Source organism: Pleionea litopenaei (assembly GCF_031198435.1).
GTDB lineage: Bacteria > Pseudomonadota > Gammaproteobacteria > Enterobacterales > Kangiellaceae > Pleionea > Pleionea litopenaei.
This window is the reverse complement of the sequence record NZ_CP133548.1, coordinates 1,976,143-1,993,427: the sequence shown is the minus strand read 5'-3', so window position 1 is coordinate 1,993,427 and position 17,285 is coordinate 1,976,143. Positions and strand designations below refer to the sequence as shown.

The window sequence follows — 17,285 nt, the reverse complement described above, 5'->3', positions numbered from 1 at the left end:
ATGAACAGCCTACGCTGCGTTTCGGCTGCCAATTAGCAAGGCGTTAAAGTGCAAAGGGATAGAATGCGTAAAATAGTTGGTTTTTGTGGAATTGTTGGGTTTATCGCTATTTATCTAGTGTTGCATTTTTATCCAGAAATTCCACGTTCAATTTTAGGGTGGGTCGCATTGTTTATGCTAGGTATTCCTGCTTGGCTCTTTCTTGAATGGCTGGGAGAAGTTACACTTAGTTCGACTTTTTTTCAGAATCGCTCCAGGTCAGTTCGAATCATGTTAGGTGTTCCAATTGTTATATTGTTAGGCGGAGTCGCTCTATTAGTAATCTCGTTCGTTCGACACTTTATCAATTATGCAGGGAGGTGAAATGCACCTTAACTATTCATTTGAATCGACGCAAAAAACGCGCGTCTCAATTAAGCGTTAAATGTAACTATGGAAAATTTCCCAAGTAAAAGTGAGATGGAGAAACTTCTTAAAGATGAGATGGATCGAATGGATGCAGGTCCGAAGGAATACCTGCAAGAGAAACTGATTCTACTAAAAACCAAAACTTTAAAATGGGAGTATGGTGACGAAGAAGAATTTCCTGCATGGGTATTCGCAGACTTAGAAGAACAAGATGTCGGTGTAGCCTACTGTCGAGGAGGGCACGGAGGATACGGTGATGTGTGGGGACTAATATTTTTCCACGACGATTTGTACTGGTCAAGTCCAACCGGACACTTTCTTTAGAGAGTTTTCATAGTTAATTGGCGATAAATCACCGTTACTAGAATGCAGCCTTTCGAGGTTGTAATACTTCATGTAAGCTGCGACATCTTTTTTCATGTGTTCTCTGGTTGGTTGATGGACTTTTAAAATCCAGTCGTGCTTTAAACTACCAAAGAATCGCTCAACCACAGCATTGTCCCAACATGCGCCAACGTCACCCATGCTAGCCCCTCATATTGTAACTGGCCAGCAATTTTCGATAGTGATTGCTGGTATATTGAGAGCCGCGGTCACTATGAAATACGCAGCCTTTACTCGGCTGCCTCAAGTTATAGGCTTTCATTAACGCCTTGCTCACCAAGTCAGTCGTCATGCGTTTATCAATATGCCAGCCGACAATTCGTCTGGAATATAAATCCATGACAACCGCCAAGTACATCCAGCCTTCACCAGTCTTCAAATATGTCACATCACCGGCCCAAACTTCGTTCGGAGCAACTGGATTGAAGTTTTGATTAAGCAAGTTATCAGCAACCGAATCGCTGTGTTTTCTTTTCGTTGTTACCTTATAAGCCAATCTTTGCGTCACAAATAGAGACAGTTCTTTCATTAATCGACTGACTCGCCATTCGCCAATTTCAAAACCTTCCTGGCGAAGTTTTTTTGTCATTTCTCGACGCCCAAGACTCTGCCTACTCTGCTCAAATAAGCGTTTCATTCGATTCTTGATACGCCATTCATCCACATCAAATACGGGCTTTTCTCGATGCTTCCAGTCATAAAATGCTGATTTACTGACGTTTAGCAAGCGACAGAGCATTCTGACAGGATAGTGACAGGCTTCTGACTCAATAAACTCATACTTCACTTCATTTCTTTTGCAAAGTATTGGCTGGCTTTTTTTAAAATCTCTTTTTCCATACGCAATTCTTTATTTTCTTTTCGAAGACGTAATAGTTCGGCTCTTTCATCTTCCGAAATAGAGCTTTCGCCTGCATCTGATTCTAGCTTTTCTTTCCAGCGATATAGCATATTCGTCGTAATTCCTAACGATTCAGCTGCTTTTGACACCGAATATCCCTGCTCAGTAACCAGAGCTACCGCATCTTCTTTAAAGCTTTGATCAAACTGTCGTCTTGACCTATTCTTGCTCATCGGTACACCTCAATAAGTTAATCTAATTATCTCTTATTTAAGTGTCCGGTGTCATTAAACCACTACAATTACTTTGGAATGGATGCTGGCTGGTATTCTAACCTCAATGATTTAATCAAGGATGGGTGGTATGAAAACATTTAACAAGTTGCCTAAGTACACTCCGGCCACAAAAAGCGTGGCCTCTTCGGGACACACTACGCGCTGCTTCGTGTGCCCCTTGGCAAGGCGTTATGCACTATCAAGGAGCAATGTTTGATTTACTTAAACCTATCAGTTAACAACTTAGAAGAAAGCATAGATTTCTATTCAAAGAAAATTGGTCTTTTTTCTGGGAGCTACGATCGACTAATCTGCGAAACCGGAGCTAAGCTAATTATTGATTTACTCGAAGTTGGTTCTGAAGACCATTTTAGAGTTTTCGGAAGTGACTCACATATGATGTCTTCTATCACCATTTTTTACGAAGACGATATTAAGATAGATCTACTTGGTCGGCTTAAAGATAATGGTATCTAGTTTAAGAATGAGCCAAATATGATGGCGGAGTTTATTGATATTAAAGACCCGTCTGGAAACGTAATTTCGATTGGTGCGAGTCATGGTTGCATCAGTTAGAATGTATAACAAGGCAACGAAGATTGAAGCAGTAAAAGACACTGCTCAACTCATTTAGGCGTTAGAGACTATGAAATTTATCAATATCACAATCATACTATTTCTTTTTGGTTGCTCTAGCTCACTATTGTTTTCAGAAAAAAATAATAATTGGAATCCAATGGGATATGACGGATTTTCGAATAAACTAAATGAGCTATCTGGAGTTGATGCGATCAACTGTGGTTTCTTCGATTTAACAGAGAGAAATCCAAGTAGTATTGCTGCAAGCAAGTTGGGTTATCGTTGTGCTCGTGAAGCATCAGAAAAAGGCTTACCTTTCAAGTTCGGTACAAAAAGAATACCAACAGACTCATACGCGTACGAAGTGCTAATCTTAACGCCTGATAAACACTATTGGCTAGTGACTCTTGATGTTATGTTGGGACGAGTAGATGCTACTCAGCAGTGGAATAAAAAATGTAAATCAGTCATGATTTCTGATAATGATTACAAGGGGAGTGATTGCGAAAATGTTGATTACCAAGATTGGATTAAGGAAAAGAACTAACCAAATAATATTGCGAATTCATCACCCGCGCACTCGCTATGAATCGCAAATTTAGGCGTTATGTTTAAGGTACCCATGATGAAGTATCTCTTGATTATCTCGATTATTCTTGGTGCATTCTACGCAGGTGTGTATTATGAAAATAAACGTCTTGTCGGGGAGCCGGATACGACTATTGCAGTAATGCTTTCTGCCCTAGTCATCAACAATACAAACACCAATTGCAGCTAAATTCGGAATACTTAGTCCTAATCGAAAGTGGACAATTCGAAAAACTAAAAGAAGAAATAAATTCTAACAGTCAGTTTCTAGGCACAGTCAAAAGCGATGCCGAATCAGTGTGCAAAGATGCAAACTGCTCGGACAAACACATGGAAGTCATCAGCAATGCAGTTAACAATTAAACATAACAAGGTGGTCAAGTTTGCTCTGGCGGCTAAAGCCAGTAGCACGGGACAGTCAAAGCTGCGCTTTGTCTGCCCCTTACCATGGCGGTAGGTGAAAAAACAAGTATGTGGAATCGTCAAAAAATACAAGAGAGTGTACTTCAGTCGGCAGACATGTATGGCTATAGCAACACTCGACAGTTTAAGCAGTTGGCGTTTTTCTGCGGAAAGTCTGATAATTCAGAAGTGTTTTTTGGTTTGTTCTCGTTTTTTTTATGACCCTAGCCTTCAAGAGAACTTTTTTGCAAGGCAGGAATTGGCGGGAAAAATTCTATATAGAGTTATGCCAAAGTGTCCTTTGAATATTGACGGAGCATTATATGCAACACCAGGGTTATTGGAAGTTTCCGTGAAAGAGTTGCCTTGGTATTTCTGCGCTAACTTTGGAAAAGATCAAGTTCGAGATTTTATTACAGACTTAATTTCCGAGCTTGGTAATGAAAAGCTTACGGAAAAATACAAAACAATGTTGTTTTGGGTAAAAATGTATGGAGAGTAGTTCACCTAACAAGTCAATCAAACAATTTGCTCCATGCCTACGGCATTGCGCAAGGACTCTCTCCTGTGTCGGTCACCGTTTATTGGAGCGTTAGCTATACGATCATGATCAATCAATCTAGACGTGAATTTGTAAAAGTAAGTGGAATTGGATTCTTAGGTGTAGGCGGGGTACTTTTGCTCGCTATCTTTTCTTATGTTGCTTTCATATTTCTTAGGGGTATTTTCAATATCACCGCAGAAGGTTGGGTTTTACTTGGGTATGTCGCCTTAATATTTTCCGGAATCTACGCCATAGCACTATTAATCAATCGAATGATCGATAGGTACCAATCTGCACATGGTGAAGTAGCAAAGGTTAACGTGGCGGCCTTTTCATTAACCTTCCAGGCAGTTATTATTGGTCTTTGCTCTGCAATGGCTGTAAGAGCATTCTATGAGAATCGCTTTGATAATATTGTCATGTGGATGATTCTTGTTACTTACAACATCTACCATATGTTCAAGAATTCAAGGCAAAAACTAACAAATGGCTAACAAGGTAGTGCTCGGGAACCAAGTACGCTCCACAAACATGTGCTTCGCTGCGCTCAGTTTATCACATGTTTGTTCCACTGCGCTGGTCCCGTGACTGCGGGCGTTATGATTTTAAAGGAATTTAAGTTGAGAATATTTGTTTTAACCTTAGTAATATTAATTACTTCCAGTGCTTACTCTTGTAGTATTCCTAGAGACGGACATAAAGTTGTAAATTATGACATCGAGTTTTTGGGTGAGTGTACATCGCTCGAATGTGAAGAACACAAAAGAATCCTCAAGTTAAGAGCTGATATTCGGCATCCGAATTGTGTTGCAGAAGTATATTTTGAAGGTAAGCAATCAGTGATATTTATTACTGAGGTTGAATGTAAAAACGTCCCCACTCATTTCATAGGAAGTTCTAATAAAGAGTATTGTTACGAACCAAGATGGTTCAAATTGGTTAATCATAACAATCAAAGTCAGCAGGACAAATAACCGCTTATTGCGGTCAATTACCACTGCTTAAAAGCGTTATAAGGCAATTAAATGATTAGGCTAATTCTATTTTCTATCGTATTGATTTCGTTTTCCGTACATTCGGGTCCGCTTGAGCGTGCAGTAAATAGTGAGCTTGAATTTGTCCTGAATAAACTTGTATGGACTGGCGAAAGACAGCGATTTGAGAAATACGATTTCGAAGCACGTCTTTACAAAACCTCAAGCATGGACTCATGTGCAATTCTTTACGAATGTAGAGCGCTAGAAAAAATTTATGTTGTGACAACAGAAGCGGATGGAGAAGAAGCACCTGTAATGTCAATCTATCAGCTTCCTGAAGCTCATAAGTGGGAAGTATTGAATTGGGATGAGTCTGAGCCAGAAATAACGCTTAAATCTATAAATTATCGAAAAGATGGTAGTGAAATTACACGGAAGTACCTTTTAAAATTAACATACATTTCGGCAACCATTGAAGACTTATAACAAACCAAGTCAGTTCGCCAGCGAACTGGCTGGACAAATTAACGCGCTGCGCGCTAAAAACAAATTTGCCTCTGCTTAGGGGCGTTAAATTTCATCATGTTGAAAGTTAGTTCTAATAAACTAGCTACAAATATCTCTGGTTCTGCTAGTGAAATTGCGGCGTTGGCTAGAGATATCAAAAAGTCTAAACATGGTACCGTTAAAGAGATAGGGACTGACCAAGGAACTATCGAGCTTATTTGCAATGGCATGAAAGTAGAGATTTCCTGCACACATGATAAGGTTGCTATTCAATATTCAGAGGCATCTAAAAACGAGCTATATAGTTTAGTTTCCATGCCATCAGATACTACTGTTAGTTCTGTGTTCAGCATCAGGCCCATAGATCATGAGCAACTTTTTGGGCTAGGTTCTATGGGGCTGGAGCTAATAGTTGAGTAAAAATTTAACAAGCCTCTGTGCACGGAGTTAATAGAAATATGAAATACACAACCTTTATTATATTGCTAATATCATTATCTGGCTTAACCGCTGATCGCGCTTAATTTTCAATGCTATAGGCGTTAGCTACAAGAGGAAATATTGTGAGTCTTTCTAAGGAATTAAAACAAGTTTTCGAGCAGTTTATTTCGTCTAATGTATCAAAGGATTCTCTTCGAAATTTAGCGTCTGAAGTTGGTAGTGATGACGTCGAAGCTCTAATAGATGCGGTTAATATACTTGATGATCCAAGTGAGTATTGCCAAGATGACTATGACGAAAAAACAGTAGCGGGCTTTTTCCTCTTCATTGACTTTATAAGCGCGTTGATAATTAATCTTGGTGCGCCAGCAATTGATGAGGCTTCCAAATATTCAAGCTCAAAACATCCATATGTGCCCTGGGTCGCAAAGTATGCAAGTGAACCAAGATTTCACGGTGAAATCTTGGAAAAATTTAGTGATATATTTTGATCTCCGACCATCTGCTAACAATGCAGTACACGGAAACCAACTAGGTTCCACAATCATGTGTTTCGCTGAGCTCCCAATTTAACACAAGGCAACTTCCGCGTTGTGCTCGGCTGAGCCGGGCGTTATTCCAGATGTCCGCTTTGTAAGAATTAAGAAAGCAAGCGCTGCTTTTTCTTGGGTCAGCAATTGGCGAAAGCTGAAATGTAAAGTATGCGATTAGTCCAATGCTTTAAATTTAATCTTTCTCATCATGGTAAACATTACTATCATCATGAGTAGTTGTGAAGATGAAGGATGAATGTCCTTAAGATATGATAATACAAATAGAGCGAGTAGATGACGTGCAAACGGAATACAAGAGTGTGGCTTGTGAGATGTAGTCGTTTAAATTCGAACTGACAAAATAGTGTTTTGGTTGTTAAGTGGCATGGCCACGAATCTTGCCAGCTTTTTGTAATAATAGCTCATCTTTTTTCTGACTTTTGCATTCATTGAGGAACTGTTCCAACTCGACAGAATTTTCAGGGTAGCCGTCATATTGCTCTGTTGTGAGCTGATAGTATTCTTCGTACTCAACCAGCCCATTGTAAACGGGAAAGGAAATATAGAACTCACCTGAATTCTTTTCAATTCCTAAAGAATACCTCTTTTCTTTATTTACATGCGTGTCAGTAAATATCATATTTGCATTTAATACTTTGCTCACCAATTGGCTTTGATATAAAGCAACTTGTTATGAATCTAATTTATCGTTAGTTGTCTTATTTTTTCACGTGCATTATTGCACCAATGACAATTTTCGTCAGGTGCCAACTTCAATGACTTTTTAAAGCTGGTAAGCGCCAATTTTTTTTGCCCAACTTTTAAATAACCTTCACCCAAGCTATCCCATAGATTGCCGTCATCGGGAAACATTTTTACATTCAACTTTAATAGCTCAAGTGCCCAGTCTGTATGTTTATTGAAATGGAAGTAGATCCTCGCCAGTCGATTAATTACCGCTGAACTGATAATTTTATCGCCTGTAGCTTGTTGATAATGATCCAGCAATTGAGCACTAGATACTGTTTTTGTTTTTTTTATGTATTCATCAATGACTCTGTATGGGTTTGGTTCAACAGGTTCAGGCAGGTAATCATTTTCGGCTAGCATTTTGTCAATTTCGTAAGCTAACCATAATGTCCCTTTTGATTCCGTATTGGATAAAAAAATAATGAATACACTTTCATTCGGACGCCAAACTATAGAAGTTCTGAATGTTCCATTATTACCATTATGAGAAATAACTCGTTTTGAATAAGAGGTAGCGCCTATTTTCCAACCATATCCATAAAATGTTGAACTCTGAAAGGCATCAACTTGGGCGGGAGTTTCAACATGCTTTGAAGTCAACAGTCGAATAGATTTTTCACTCAAGATATCGTAACCATTGAGAGCTACAAGCCATTTGTGTAAATCGGATACAGTGGATTGCAAGCCTCCATTTCCCACGAGAATAGGCGACACACCATTTTTTCTATATCTTTCAATCGATGTCCCTCGATCATAGAAGTCTTCATAATATCCATGCGCAAGATTCAAGGTATTCCAATCAGGTAACAGGTATCCTGTACTTGTCATCTGTAACGGCTTAAAAAATGCCTGATTTAAAAATGTTTCATAATCTGTTTCAGAGACTTGTTCAATGACTGCAGAAAGAATGCTATACCCCACATTTGAATACTCGTAACGTTCGCCGGGGGTGAACTGCAATTTGCTCGAAAAAACAGTTTGAAAATAGGTATCTCTTGAAACAAGATCAAAATCTCTTCCTGGATATTCTTTAAACCCAGCTGTATGAGTTAACAATTGATGTATTGTTATCTGCTTTTTATCATTCGGCAGTTCTTTAAAATAGGTATTCAGCGTATCGGTTAACTTAAGCTTGTCTTCTTCCGCTAGCTTGAGTATTGCGGCCGCTGTAAACTGTTTTGTCAGTGAGCCTATATCAAAGACTGTTGACGGCGTGTTAGATAGCTTCGCCTCTCTTTCAGCTAAACCATAGCCTTTATTGATCAAGATGCGGTTATCTTGGGCAACTAAAATTGAAGCAGAAACCCCTCTATGGATATTTTGAGATAAGTATTTATCAATTTTATCTGCTTTGACAGAAGCTGATGCATTAGCTTGCATAGCAATGGAACCAAAAAATAAAAGCAATGTATAGCAAAATGGATAAACTTTGTTTACGTGACTTAACATAAATTCCCTTATAAATTCAAAATAACTAACTACGTTCTCGTTGAGTAGCGAGGGACGTTGTTCACAACTCAAATTACAGCCGAATTCCTTAGTAATCTATTTATCGAAGGTAGATAGCAGGATTAAATTAAACTCTATCAATCTGAAACGATCGTGGTTATCCAGACTAATCGTTCACACTAATCCATGTGAGAGCATCATTCTTGAGTCTGAAGTCGCTGTTTAAACGTAGCCACTTGTCGCTCAATGAGTTCCCTTTCACTCATTTCTAATAATTGCTCAAACAAGGTTGATTCAGTTTCACTCGTCGGCTTCAAATTAAGCTCGTGTAAAACATTGTCGGTTAGAATTATTGATTCAGTTTCTTGCGACAATAAATGATTGAGACGCTTTAGAGTGTTCGTGTCGAGCATGGTGACACTGACGCCTTGTATACCTTTTATTAACGAGCCTTGTTCGACCAGTAGTCTGGCTTTGTTGTAGTAACTAAAAAACGGAGCGAGTCGGTTAACGCAGTAACCGAAACTGATTAAACGCTTAACATCGTTACCGCGAGGAGTGATTAAGAAGGTGTTAGATTCAAGCGTTTCTATTTTAATTTGATGTAGGTTTTTTAACTCATCAAAAATAGTTAACCAGTGTAACCAAGCATTTGATAATTCGATCGAATCAAAGGGATCTTGCGGCTTGAGGTCAAATTTAAGAATCGCGTATACGCCGCTGTATTCTTGAATAACGGGTTGAGTAGACGAATGACCGGCTACTTTGAGTTCTCGAAACCTAGTTTGACTCGATAATGTTTTTTTCTTGGCTTGCAGGGCGATGGCATGAAGGTGCGTTTCGCTTTCATCATCGAGGTTGATTGGTGTAAGCACCTTTTTCGCTTTAAATTGTTTCCAGTGACTTCTTAAAATAAATGCCAGACCTATCACTAGGGTGATCCCAAAGGCTAATAAACAACTCAGTGTGATTTGGTAACTGTTATCTCGAATGCCTTGCTCTAAAAACTTTCGATCGATGGTCAATTGAATCCAACCGACAGATTGCTGGTCCCAGTTAATTTCTGGCATAAATACAATGCTGCGAGATTGGTACTTTGGCAGATGTGCCGTTAGCCAGTCGCGCCAAGTCGCCTCTGCAGTGCTTTCTTTTGGCTCAGTCGACCCGTTTAATAATCCATCGGTGGAGTCTACCGGCTGGATAGGGCGACTGATTAACTCGGTTCCATTCGGACGATATATAGCTACTTTTTCAATGAAGGGTTCTTTTAGTAATGCTTCTGTTAACTTTTCTAGATAAGTGACATCTTCTGACAATACCGGTTCTGCTGCTGCAATAGCCGCAATTTGCGAGAGCTGTTGCCCAGTCTCATCGATTTTTGAACTCAAGATGTCTTTTAATTGCAGTGTCAGCCAAAACCAAGCGCAGCCAAAGACGATGAGCGCACTCAAAATGAAGACCAAAAGCTTCAGCCACAATTTGCCGAGGGTGGGTTGAGGCACCTGTACTTGATCAATGGGTTCTGACATATATCAAAAAGACGTTTGAGAATTTAATGGGCATTATGAATACAAATCTGTCAGAGAGCAATTCGTTGTCGATGGTGATAAACTGGCACGAAAATGATGGCGAACACATTCAATTATGAGTCAATTTCAAGAGTATCTTTATCAACCGGGTTCTGAGCAAGGTTGGCAAACATCTACTTTGTTAGATAGTCGTCTGGCCTCCGTAGAGGGAGCGAGTTTAAGAGTTTGGCCACTAAGACAAGAGCACTTAGTGCAAATTCAAAAAGCTTTACAGACGTTAGGCATTGAGCGCTTTGTGCTGTGTACTGACTCAGTGAGCGAAATCAGTGAGCTAATCATTGAGTGCTCCGTGGATGAGCGGCAACAAGGGTTATCAAAAATACGCGAAATGATTGTGTCAGAGCTTTCGAAGATGGATGTAAATTTTGCTCTTATGGACAACGCTTATCGTGCAATCAAACCTCGTTTAATGGTGTTTGATATGGACTCGACCTTAATTCAGATGGAGTGTATCGACGAGATTGCACGACGATGTGGTTGTTTTGAACAGGTCGCTGAAATCACTGAACGTGCAATGCAAGGAGAGCTCGACTTTGCGCAAAGTCTGCGAGCCAGAGTGGCTCTTCTAAACGGCTTACCTGAATCTGAATTCCTTGCGTTAACGCATAGCCTGCCGGTAACAAAAGGGGTTACTGAAATGGTCGCATGGGCCAAAGCTCATCAGTGCCAAGTGGCGGTTGTGTCAGGCGGGTTTATTCCTTTTGTCGAAGCTCTGAAAAACAAACTTGGATTGGATTATGCGTTTGCCAATGAGTTAGCGGTAGAGCAAGAAAAATTAACCGGCGAAGTGGTCGGCGAGATTGTTGATGGAGGGCGGAAACGACAAATTTTAATGGCGTTGCGCGAAGAACTTGGTTTGACTGAGCATGAAGTTTGGGCTGTCGGTGACGGTGCAAACGATTTACCCATGCTTGCAGAAGCTGGGTTAGGTGTTGCTTTTGATGCGAAGCCGAAGGTTCGTGCTGCGGCCTATGCGGGTATCCACAAGGCCGACATGTCCGAATTGGTAAAGCTCTTGGTTGGTTAAAACTCCGAAGAGGAGAAGTCGAAACTTAGGCTAGGCATTGGAGCCTGTAAGTAATAGCCTTGAATATAACCGATACCTAAAGGCCATAGAGCTGCTAGGCTTGCTGCGTCTTCAACTTTAGGGGTAATGGTGACAATATCTCTATGGTGCGCTTCAGAACAAATATTGGTGATGTCACTAACGGCGTCGCCTCCGGTAGAAAGCTGAATGGTTAGCTCTCCATCACTGATTGAGTAAGCCGGTAATACTTGATCAAGCAAAGTAAAGTGCTCTGCGTTGTTTTTGACATGACTCAATGCCATTTGTACTTTAATTTTGGCCAAATTATTCTTCAGCACAATCACACGTTTAAGATAGGTTAATGCGTCATCAGCTTTCACCACAATAACCAATGAGGTCGGCGGTAGCTTAGTTGATCGGAACAAGTCGGCAATAAATTGCGAAATACCTTCGTCCGTTAAAGACGCTGCTGATAAATGAACGAACAAAGAGGCTTTGGATTTATCGGCATGTAACTGTTTCAGTGATTGCATTAACACCCAGCGGTCCAGTTTCGCCGCAAGGCCAGATGCTTCGGCAACGGGAAAGATTTCAGCCGCTGACATTTCGGCATCTTTGGTTTTGATTCTTAACAAAGACTGATATAACGCTCGCTCATCACCGTGTAATTTTACGATGGGTTGGAACAAGAGTTTCATGTTGCCACTTTCAATTGCTTCATGAAGCTTCTCAACCAGCTCACTGTTCTCAGAGCGATCGGCATCAATCATCTTGTTGTAAACTTTGACATTGTCGCCTTTATTCTTGTTCGCTCGAACGCATGCGCTGTGGGCATTAGAGATCAGATCTTTCGCGTTACTGGCTTGATCGCCAACAGGGGTGACACCAATACTGAAGGATAACTTCTGCGTTTTACCTTCAATTTCAAATAGGTGGCTTTTGACCTCTTTGCACAGTGACTCGGCGAACGCTTTGGCTTTTTCAGGTGAATCTTCATCGATCAAAACCATGAAAGAGTCATTACCGTATCGAGCTAATAATGCGTCTTTGTCGGCTTTTGATTTTAACCAATGCGCAACGCCTGTGATGATCTCATCGGTTCCAGTTAGTCCGAACTCCTTCTCGATACTTTCGTATTGATCGATTTCGATGAACATTAAGTGTCGGCTCTGGCCAGACTCAAAACCCGAAGAAATCATTCTATCGAGTTCTTCTTGGAAGTAATTTTGATTGTATAAGCCAGTAAGAACATCTTGCGCAGAAAGCTCTTTTACCTTGGCTTCCAGTTCTGCACTGTCGGTGGTGGTTTTGATTAAAACTTGTGTGCAGGCTTCGTTGTCATAGGTTGCATTCGACAGAGTCAACATAGCATCGAAGTTAGACAAATCATTTTTGGTGCCTTGGCAGGCAAAGTTATTGTTATTGGGGTTTTTAGCGTATTGGCGTAAAAACTCTTTAAAATCACTGTGACACTCACTGGCAATCATGTCCATAACAGGCATTGCGAGCAGGTCGTCTGGATCTTCGAAGCCGAATAAATCAACGTAGGCTTGGTTGGCGTAGATATGCATGCCATCATGAATGTAAGCAATGGCATCTTGAGAACTGTCTAGCAGTAAGCTACAACGTTTTTCGGTCTCGGCCCATTTGGCTTCGGCTTTTTTGCGTAACTTACGTTGTTCAAGGTTATTGAGTTCTCGTTTTGCAACCAAAAATAAGCGTTCTTGGCTTTTGAAAGGAACAGAATCTTTAATACCAACTTTTAATGCCGACACCAAATCGACTTCGTTGTCTTCATCGGTGATCAGAATAACCGGAACATCACGTCCGAACTCGTCGATCAGTTCAATAACGCGATTAGCATTCAAGCCCTTTACTTCGGCTCTCGTTAAGCACAAGTCCCAAGACTGCTGAGAGAGCAGCTCTTGCAGCTTGTCTTCAGAAACCACCTGGGTCGCGCGTACTGCGTAGCCGTGGTTTCTTAACGTCGTGATCATGGTTTCTGCATCGTTTGAAGACGGTTCTAAAAGCAGAAGATGGACAGGTTTCAGGTCGTTTGCCATTAAGCGTCAATGTTCCTTTCTTTTTAGTTTTGCTGCAAAACGCTTGATGAACGGAAAAACTCAATAAAAACCAAGCGATTACAATGATTGTAGCCGAGAACTCGCCGCTTAGGAACCGCAAAACAATTAAATTTAGTCGGTGATATGTACAATTTTGTGAGCTAGATCAAATCCCATACATTATCGAACCCACCGTCCTTGCTATCGTGGTCAGAATTCGCACTGCGATTAGGTGTTCCCTCCATCAGTTCGAAGTAGAACTGGCGATAGCCTTGAGAAGATGAAACCAGCTGGGTGAGGCGAGCGGTAAATTCCTCTTCGCCATCGCGAATGGTCACTTTTTGCTGCGGGTTGAAAAAGTTAGGATTGGTTAAGAGGGTGGTCGGTTGACCAATGCCTTTTAACTCCGGGAGCAGTAAGGCTTTCATCACCTTGGCTTTCTGATTGCCTTGGGCGAGCGTCATCGAGGTCACTGGTTTTGCACCCGGTGCGATCAGTTGCACGCCTAGCTGCACTTGCGGTTCGCCTTTAATTCGTTTGAGCCAGCGAATGACACCCACATGCCAAGTTTCTTGACCGTTGCCTTCGGTCTCGACTAAACCAACGACTTCACCGGTTTGAGTATTCAGCGGAGGATTTTCTCCCAACTGAATGCAATAACCGCCAGGACTCATGTTAACGATATCCGCATCGATAAGTTGGTAGTGGCTGTTGGCGAGAGAATCTTGCTTACCAAAAGCTGTGGCATAGTCAATCTGGTTGTCATCGGGAATGGCTTGTTTTGGACGATATAATTTGGCCCAAACATCTTCATCTCTAGGCGCCGTGTAGAAACTATCGTTTCCGAAATTACTCAACATCTCCATGGTGGAGTGATTATCGAGTAATGTTGCGTTGTGAAGGCTTCCTTCATATTGCTCTAGAGTGTTCGTTGCTGATTGACTAGGCTCGTCGTCGCCACTCATCAGCTGATGCGTCGCGCTGAGTCCTACCGCGACTTTTAAGTTACCCGAGCAAGGCGTTCTTGCGAAGTTGCGCGACGATAGGTGCGCCCAACTTTGCAGTAGGTGGCGGGTTAGCCGCGCACTCAATCCACCAATGGCGACATTCCGGCTGGCATCTTTTTTGGCCTTCAAATCGTTTTGTAACTCATGCACCACCCGATCTAGATTCAGCGAGAATGTGAATTGGCTCGGACGGGTTTTTATCAATCCTTGGTGCATCGGCGGCATTGCTTGATTGAGATCGACCACGAAGCGATTATCAAATCGAGTGGATAAATCGAGCTCGCAATCATTAACGTATTTTTGCAAGCCATTAAAAACGGACTCAATTTCTTGCTGACGCAACTGGTAAGGATTGGCGACCGAAAGCAAGCAGACTTTCTTATAAATGTCGCGAATGGAGTGTTCTTGTTGAAATCCTTCAATGGAACAGTGCTTGCTGTCGAGTTTCTGACTGATTGAGAATTTGAAGATACTGTTAATTTCTTTCCAGATTCGTCGTGGCACATCGGTATAAACTTGGTAGCAGCGTACGACTGTCAGTGACAGGTACTCAAGAGCATTAAACAGCGCAACGTGTAGCATCGATTTTTTCAGCAGACTCGGCGATTCAGCTTGATGCTCGATGATAATCTTAAAACCAATAGCCATTTCGGTATGAATCGCTTGAACCAGGGCTGCGACTTTCTTTTGCCGTTCGGTTAAGTTCAAGGTGTGCCCGGTGAAGTTTTTCGACAATGATTTGAGGACGGTTTGAACGGGGCCGTGCAGACTCATTAATATTTTAAAACGCTCGTCGTCATCGAGAGCAGACTTGTTGCAATCGAGGAGCATTTGGTAGATGCGTTTGGATGAATCGCTAACATTCGCGATAGGAAGAGAGTCTATCCACTTGGCGACATGACGCGGCGAAAGTTTTGCAACCAACGCTGGCTTGATCGGTTCAGGTGCCCGAATGCTTAATCCCAATTGACCCTGGATCATACTACCTCATTCCTTGAAAGTACGCATAAAGTATAGCGGCGACTGGCGCAGCCGTAAACTGCCTATATTACAGCCTGTCATCTGAGTTTCAATCTCAATGTCGAATATTATCTTATATTTTAAGTAATAGTTCAAAATTGAGTGAAAGTCGAATAATTAATAGCTTTTAAAGAGTAAGTAAGTACTTGCTTTTAGGCTTTATTTACCGCCTCTAGCGGTAGAAAACAGGTATGTCACTCAGTTTACTCGATTATCTGGGTTACTTTTTAATTGAAAGTAAATTGCTTCGAGCTTAAGCCTGGTACCTCTTGCGCTAACTTTGGGACTAGGTAGCCGGGCAATTGGGCCATGAGTTCCCGGTAGATTTGATGCGCTTGCTCTGGTTGCTCGTCGAAGTGAGCAATGCCGCTCACTTTGTCTAAGAGATGTAGATAATAGGGTTGGATGTCGGCAGCAAAAAGTTTCTCGCTGAGCGAAGCTAAAACGGATGCGTCATTGTTGATGCCGCGCAGAAGCACCGATTGATTCAATTGGAAAATACCGACGTTCGCGCATTGTTTGGCCGCTTCTACCACCGCCTCATCGATTTCTTGCGGGTGGTTGATGTGCCAAACCAGAATCCACTTTAACCGACTGTTTTCTGCCATCGCTAGAAACTGCTCCGTAATGCGATCGGGGATCACCAGTGGTAGCCGACTGTGAATGCGCAGGCGAGTAACCTGCGGTAACTGTTCTATTTGCTCGATAAACTGAGCAAGTTTTTGGTCGCTGAGTAGCAGTGGATCGCCACCGCTTAAAATGACTTCGTTTACCGAAGGGTTCTCTTTCAGATAATTGATCCAAGGCTGCCATGCCTGAGGTCCATAGTTTTGTTCTTGATAATTAAATGCACGTCGAAAGCAATATCGACAGTTAATCGCACAGCTAGCTGTAGTAATAGTAAGTACTCGCGAACCATATTTGTGCAACAGTCCCGGAATCGGATTGCTTTGCTGTTCTTGCAAAGGGTCATCGACGTAGCCAGAGGTTTGTACAAACTCTTCTTTTGCCGGCCAAACTTGACGAAACAAGGGGTCATTCGGGTCACCCACTCGCATGCGTTGAAGATAGGCTAACGGCACTTTTAACTTGAATAACTCTGTTGCTTGGCCATCGCCCAAAACATCGGAGGGCAACTTTAGCAAGTTAAGCAGTTCTTGCGGGTCGGTAATTGCTGTAGCCACCTGTTTTTTCCAGTCTATTTTGTGACAAATGCTGTTCGAACAGGGTATTATTGCGTTCTTCATAAATTGACTGAATTAATCCGAATTAAGCTGAGGTAAGTTAATGGCGAACTATAGTACCAATGAATTTCGCAATGGCCTAAAAATAATGCAAGATGGAGAGCCTTGCGTCATTGTCGAAAATGAATTTGTTCGACCTGGAAAAGGCCAGGCATTTGCTCGAGCAAAGTTGCGTTATTTGTTGACTGGTCGTGTCGTTGAGCGAACCTTTAAATCTGGAGACTCAGTTGAAGGCGCCGATGTCATGGATCAAGACATGGAATATCTGTATACCGATGGTGAATTTTGGCACTTTATGGATCCGGCATCTTTTGAGCAGGTTGCGGCGGATGCAAAGGCCGTTGGTGACAATGCTAAGTGGCTAATTGAGCAAGACTCAGTGCAAATTACCACGTGGAATGGAAACCCGATTGCGGTAACGCCGCCTAATATGGTGATCGTTGAAGTGACAGAGACTGATCCTGGCCTTAAAGGCGATACATCGAGCGGTGGTAGTAAGCCAGCAACCGTGAACACTGGTGCGGTAGTCAACGTTCCTTTGTTCGTGCAAATCGGTGAGAAAATTAAAGTAGATACGCGTTCTGGTGAATACGCAGGTCGAGCGAAGTAGTTTTTAAGAAAATCCATTTTTCTGAGAGATTCTATTTTTCTGAGAGA

At 41.7% G+C, this 17,285-nt stretch carries 17 protein-coding genes and 1 pseudogene; 11 read left to right on the top strand and 7 right to left on the bottom strand.

All coding sequences use genetic code 11. The annotated features are described in order from the left end of the window. Positions 1-63: 63 nt before the first annotated feature. Positions 64-363 (top strand): hypothetical protein, encoded by a 300-nt coding sequence (locus Q9312_RS08920; protein WP_309204260.1) that lies wholly within the window; start codon positions 64-66, stop codon positions 361-363. Positions 364-432: 69 nt separating this feature from the next. Further along, complete coding sequence (locus Q9312_RS08915; protein WP_309204258.1) at positions 433-732, top strand: hypothetical protein; 300 nt, start codon at positions 433-435, stop codon at positions 730-732. Here Q9312_RS08915 and Q9312_RS08910 read toward each other — a convergent pair. Next, positions 706-1,866, bottom strand: a pseudogene (locus Q9312_RS08910) (IS3 family transposase). The gene Q9312_RS08915 and the pseudogene Q9312_RS08910 overlap by 27 nt on opposite strands. Positions 1,867-2,121: 255 nt before the next feature. Here Q9312_RS08910 and Q9312_RS08905 point away from each other — a divergent pair. The 7 genes from Q9312_RS08905 to Q9312_RS08875 all read left to right on the top strand — a co-directional run bounded on the left by Q9312_RS08905 (position 2,122) and on the right by Q9312_RS08875 (position 6,437). Beyond that, positions 2,122-2,385: a VOC family protein gene (locus Q9312_RS08905; RefSeq protein ID WP_309204257.1), complete on the top strand. Its 264-nt coding sequence runs from the start codon at positions 2,122-2,124 to the stop codon at positions 2,383-2,385. 169 nt (positions 2,386-2,554) lie between these two features. Further along, positions 2,555-3,034, top strand: a complete 480-nt coding sequence (locus Q9312_RS08900; protein ID WP_309204256.1) for a hypothetical protein — start codon at positions 2,555-2,557, stop codon at positions 3,032-3,034. A gap of 564 nt (positions 3,035-3,598) precedes the next feature. Next, positions 3,599-3,979 (top strand): hypothetical protein, encoded by a 381-nt coding sequence (locus tag Q9312_RS08895; RefSeq protein ID WP_309204255.1) that lies wholly within the window; start codon positions 3,599-3,601, stop codon positions 3,977-3,979. Between the two features lie 65 nt (positions 3,980-4,044). Next, complete coding sequence (locus Q9312_RS08890) at positions 4,045-4,515, top strand: hypothetical protein (RefSeq protein WP_309204253.1); 471 nt, start codon at positions 4,045-4,047, stop codon at positions 4,513-4,515. A 531-nt stretch (positions 4,516-5,046) separates the two neighbouring features. After that, positions 5,047-5,484 carry a hypothetical protein gene (locus Q9312_RS08885; protein WP_309204251.1) on the top strand — a complete coding sequence of 146 codons (438 nt, stop codon included), beginning with the start codon at positions 5,047-5,049 and terminating at the stop codon, positions 5,482-5,484. A 96-nt stretch (positions 5,485-5,580) separates the two neighbouring features. Continuing rightward, a complete protein-coding gene (locus tag Q9312_RS08880) occupies positions 5,581-5,925 on the top strand; it encodes a hypothetical protein (protein WP_309204249.1) in 345 nt (114 codons plus the stop codon). A 143-nt stretch (positions 5,926-6,068) separates the two neighbouring features. Beyond that, positions 6,069-6,437 (top strand): hypothetical protein, encoded by a 369-nt coding sequence (locus Q9312_RS08875; RefSeq protein WP_309204247.1) that lies wholly within the window; start codon positions 6,069-6,071, stop codon positions 6,435-6,437. Positions 6,438-6,855: 418 nt separating this feature from the next. Here Q9312_RS08875 and Q9312_RS08870 read toward each other — a convergent pair whose 3' ends face one another. From Q9312_RS08870 to Q9312_RS08860, 3 genes are all read right to left on the bottom strand, one after another. Beyond that, positions 6,856-7,143 carry a hypothetical protein gene (locus Q9312_RS08870; protein WP_309204246.1) on the bottom strand — a complete coding sequence of 96 codons (288 nt, stop codon included), beginning with the start codon at positions 7,141-7,143 and terminating at the stop codon, positions 6,856-6,858. A 35-nt stretch (positions 7,144-7,178) separates the two neighbouring features. Further along, entirely contained in the window at positions 7,179-8,678 is a 1,500-nt protein-coding gene (locus Q9312_RS08865) for a serine hydrolase (protein ID WP_309204245.1), read from the bottom strand. A gap of 197 nt (positions 8,679-8,875) precedes the next feature. Next, positions 8,876-10,207 carry a hypothetical protein gene (locus Q9312_RS08860; protein WP_309204244.1) on the bottom strand — a complete coding sequence of 444 codons (1,332 nt, stop codon included), beginning with the start codon at positions 10,205-10,207 and terminating at the stop codon, positions 8,876-8,878. A gap of 115 nt (positions 10,208-10,322) precedes the next feature. On the opposite strand from Q9312_RS08860, the gene serB reads away from it, so the two are divergent. Next, positions 10,323-11,294: a phosphoserine phosphatase SerB gene (gene serB, locus Q9312_RS08855; RefSeq protein WP_309204243.1), complete on the top strand. Its 972-nt coding sequence runs from the start codon at positions 10,323-10,325 to the stop codon at positions 11,292-11,294. On the opposite strand, the gene Q9312_RS08850 is transcribed toward serB, so the two are convergent. From Q9312_RS08850 to epmB, 3 genes are all read right to left on the bottom strand, one after another. Next, complete coding sequence (locus Q9312_RS08850; RefSeq protein ID WP_309204242.1) at positions 11,291-13,357, bottom strand: EAL domain-containing protein; 2,067 nt, start codon at positions 13,355-13,357, stop codon at positions 11,291-11,293. The two genes, serB and Q9312_RS08850, sit on opposite strands and share 4 nt — an antisense overlap. A gap of 161 nt (positions 13,358-13,518) precedes the next feature. Continuing rightward, a complete protein-coding gene (locus Q9312_RS08845; RefSeq protein WP_309204241.1) occupies positions 13,519-15,345 on the bottom strand; it encodes a cyclic-di-GMP receptor FimW-related protein in 1,827 nt (608 codons plus the stop codon). A 266-nt stretch (positions 15,346-15,611) separates the two neighbouring features. Further along, on the bottom strand, positions 15,612-16,631 hold the full coding sequence (gene epmB / locus Q9312_RS08840; protein ID WP_309204240.1) for an EF-P beta-lysylation protein EpmB: 1,020 nt from the start codon (positions 16,629-16,631) through the stop codon (positions 15,612-15,614). Between the two features lie 40 nt (positions 16,632-16,671). On the opposite strand from epmB, the gene efp reads away from it, so the two are divergent. Then, positions 16,672-17,238, top strand: a complete 567-nt coding sequence (gene efp / locus Q9312_RS08835) for an elongation factor P (RefSeq protein WP_309204239.1) — start codon at positions 16,672-16,674, stop codon at positions 17,236-17,238. Positions 17,239-17,285: the final 47 nt, after the last annotated feature.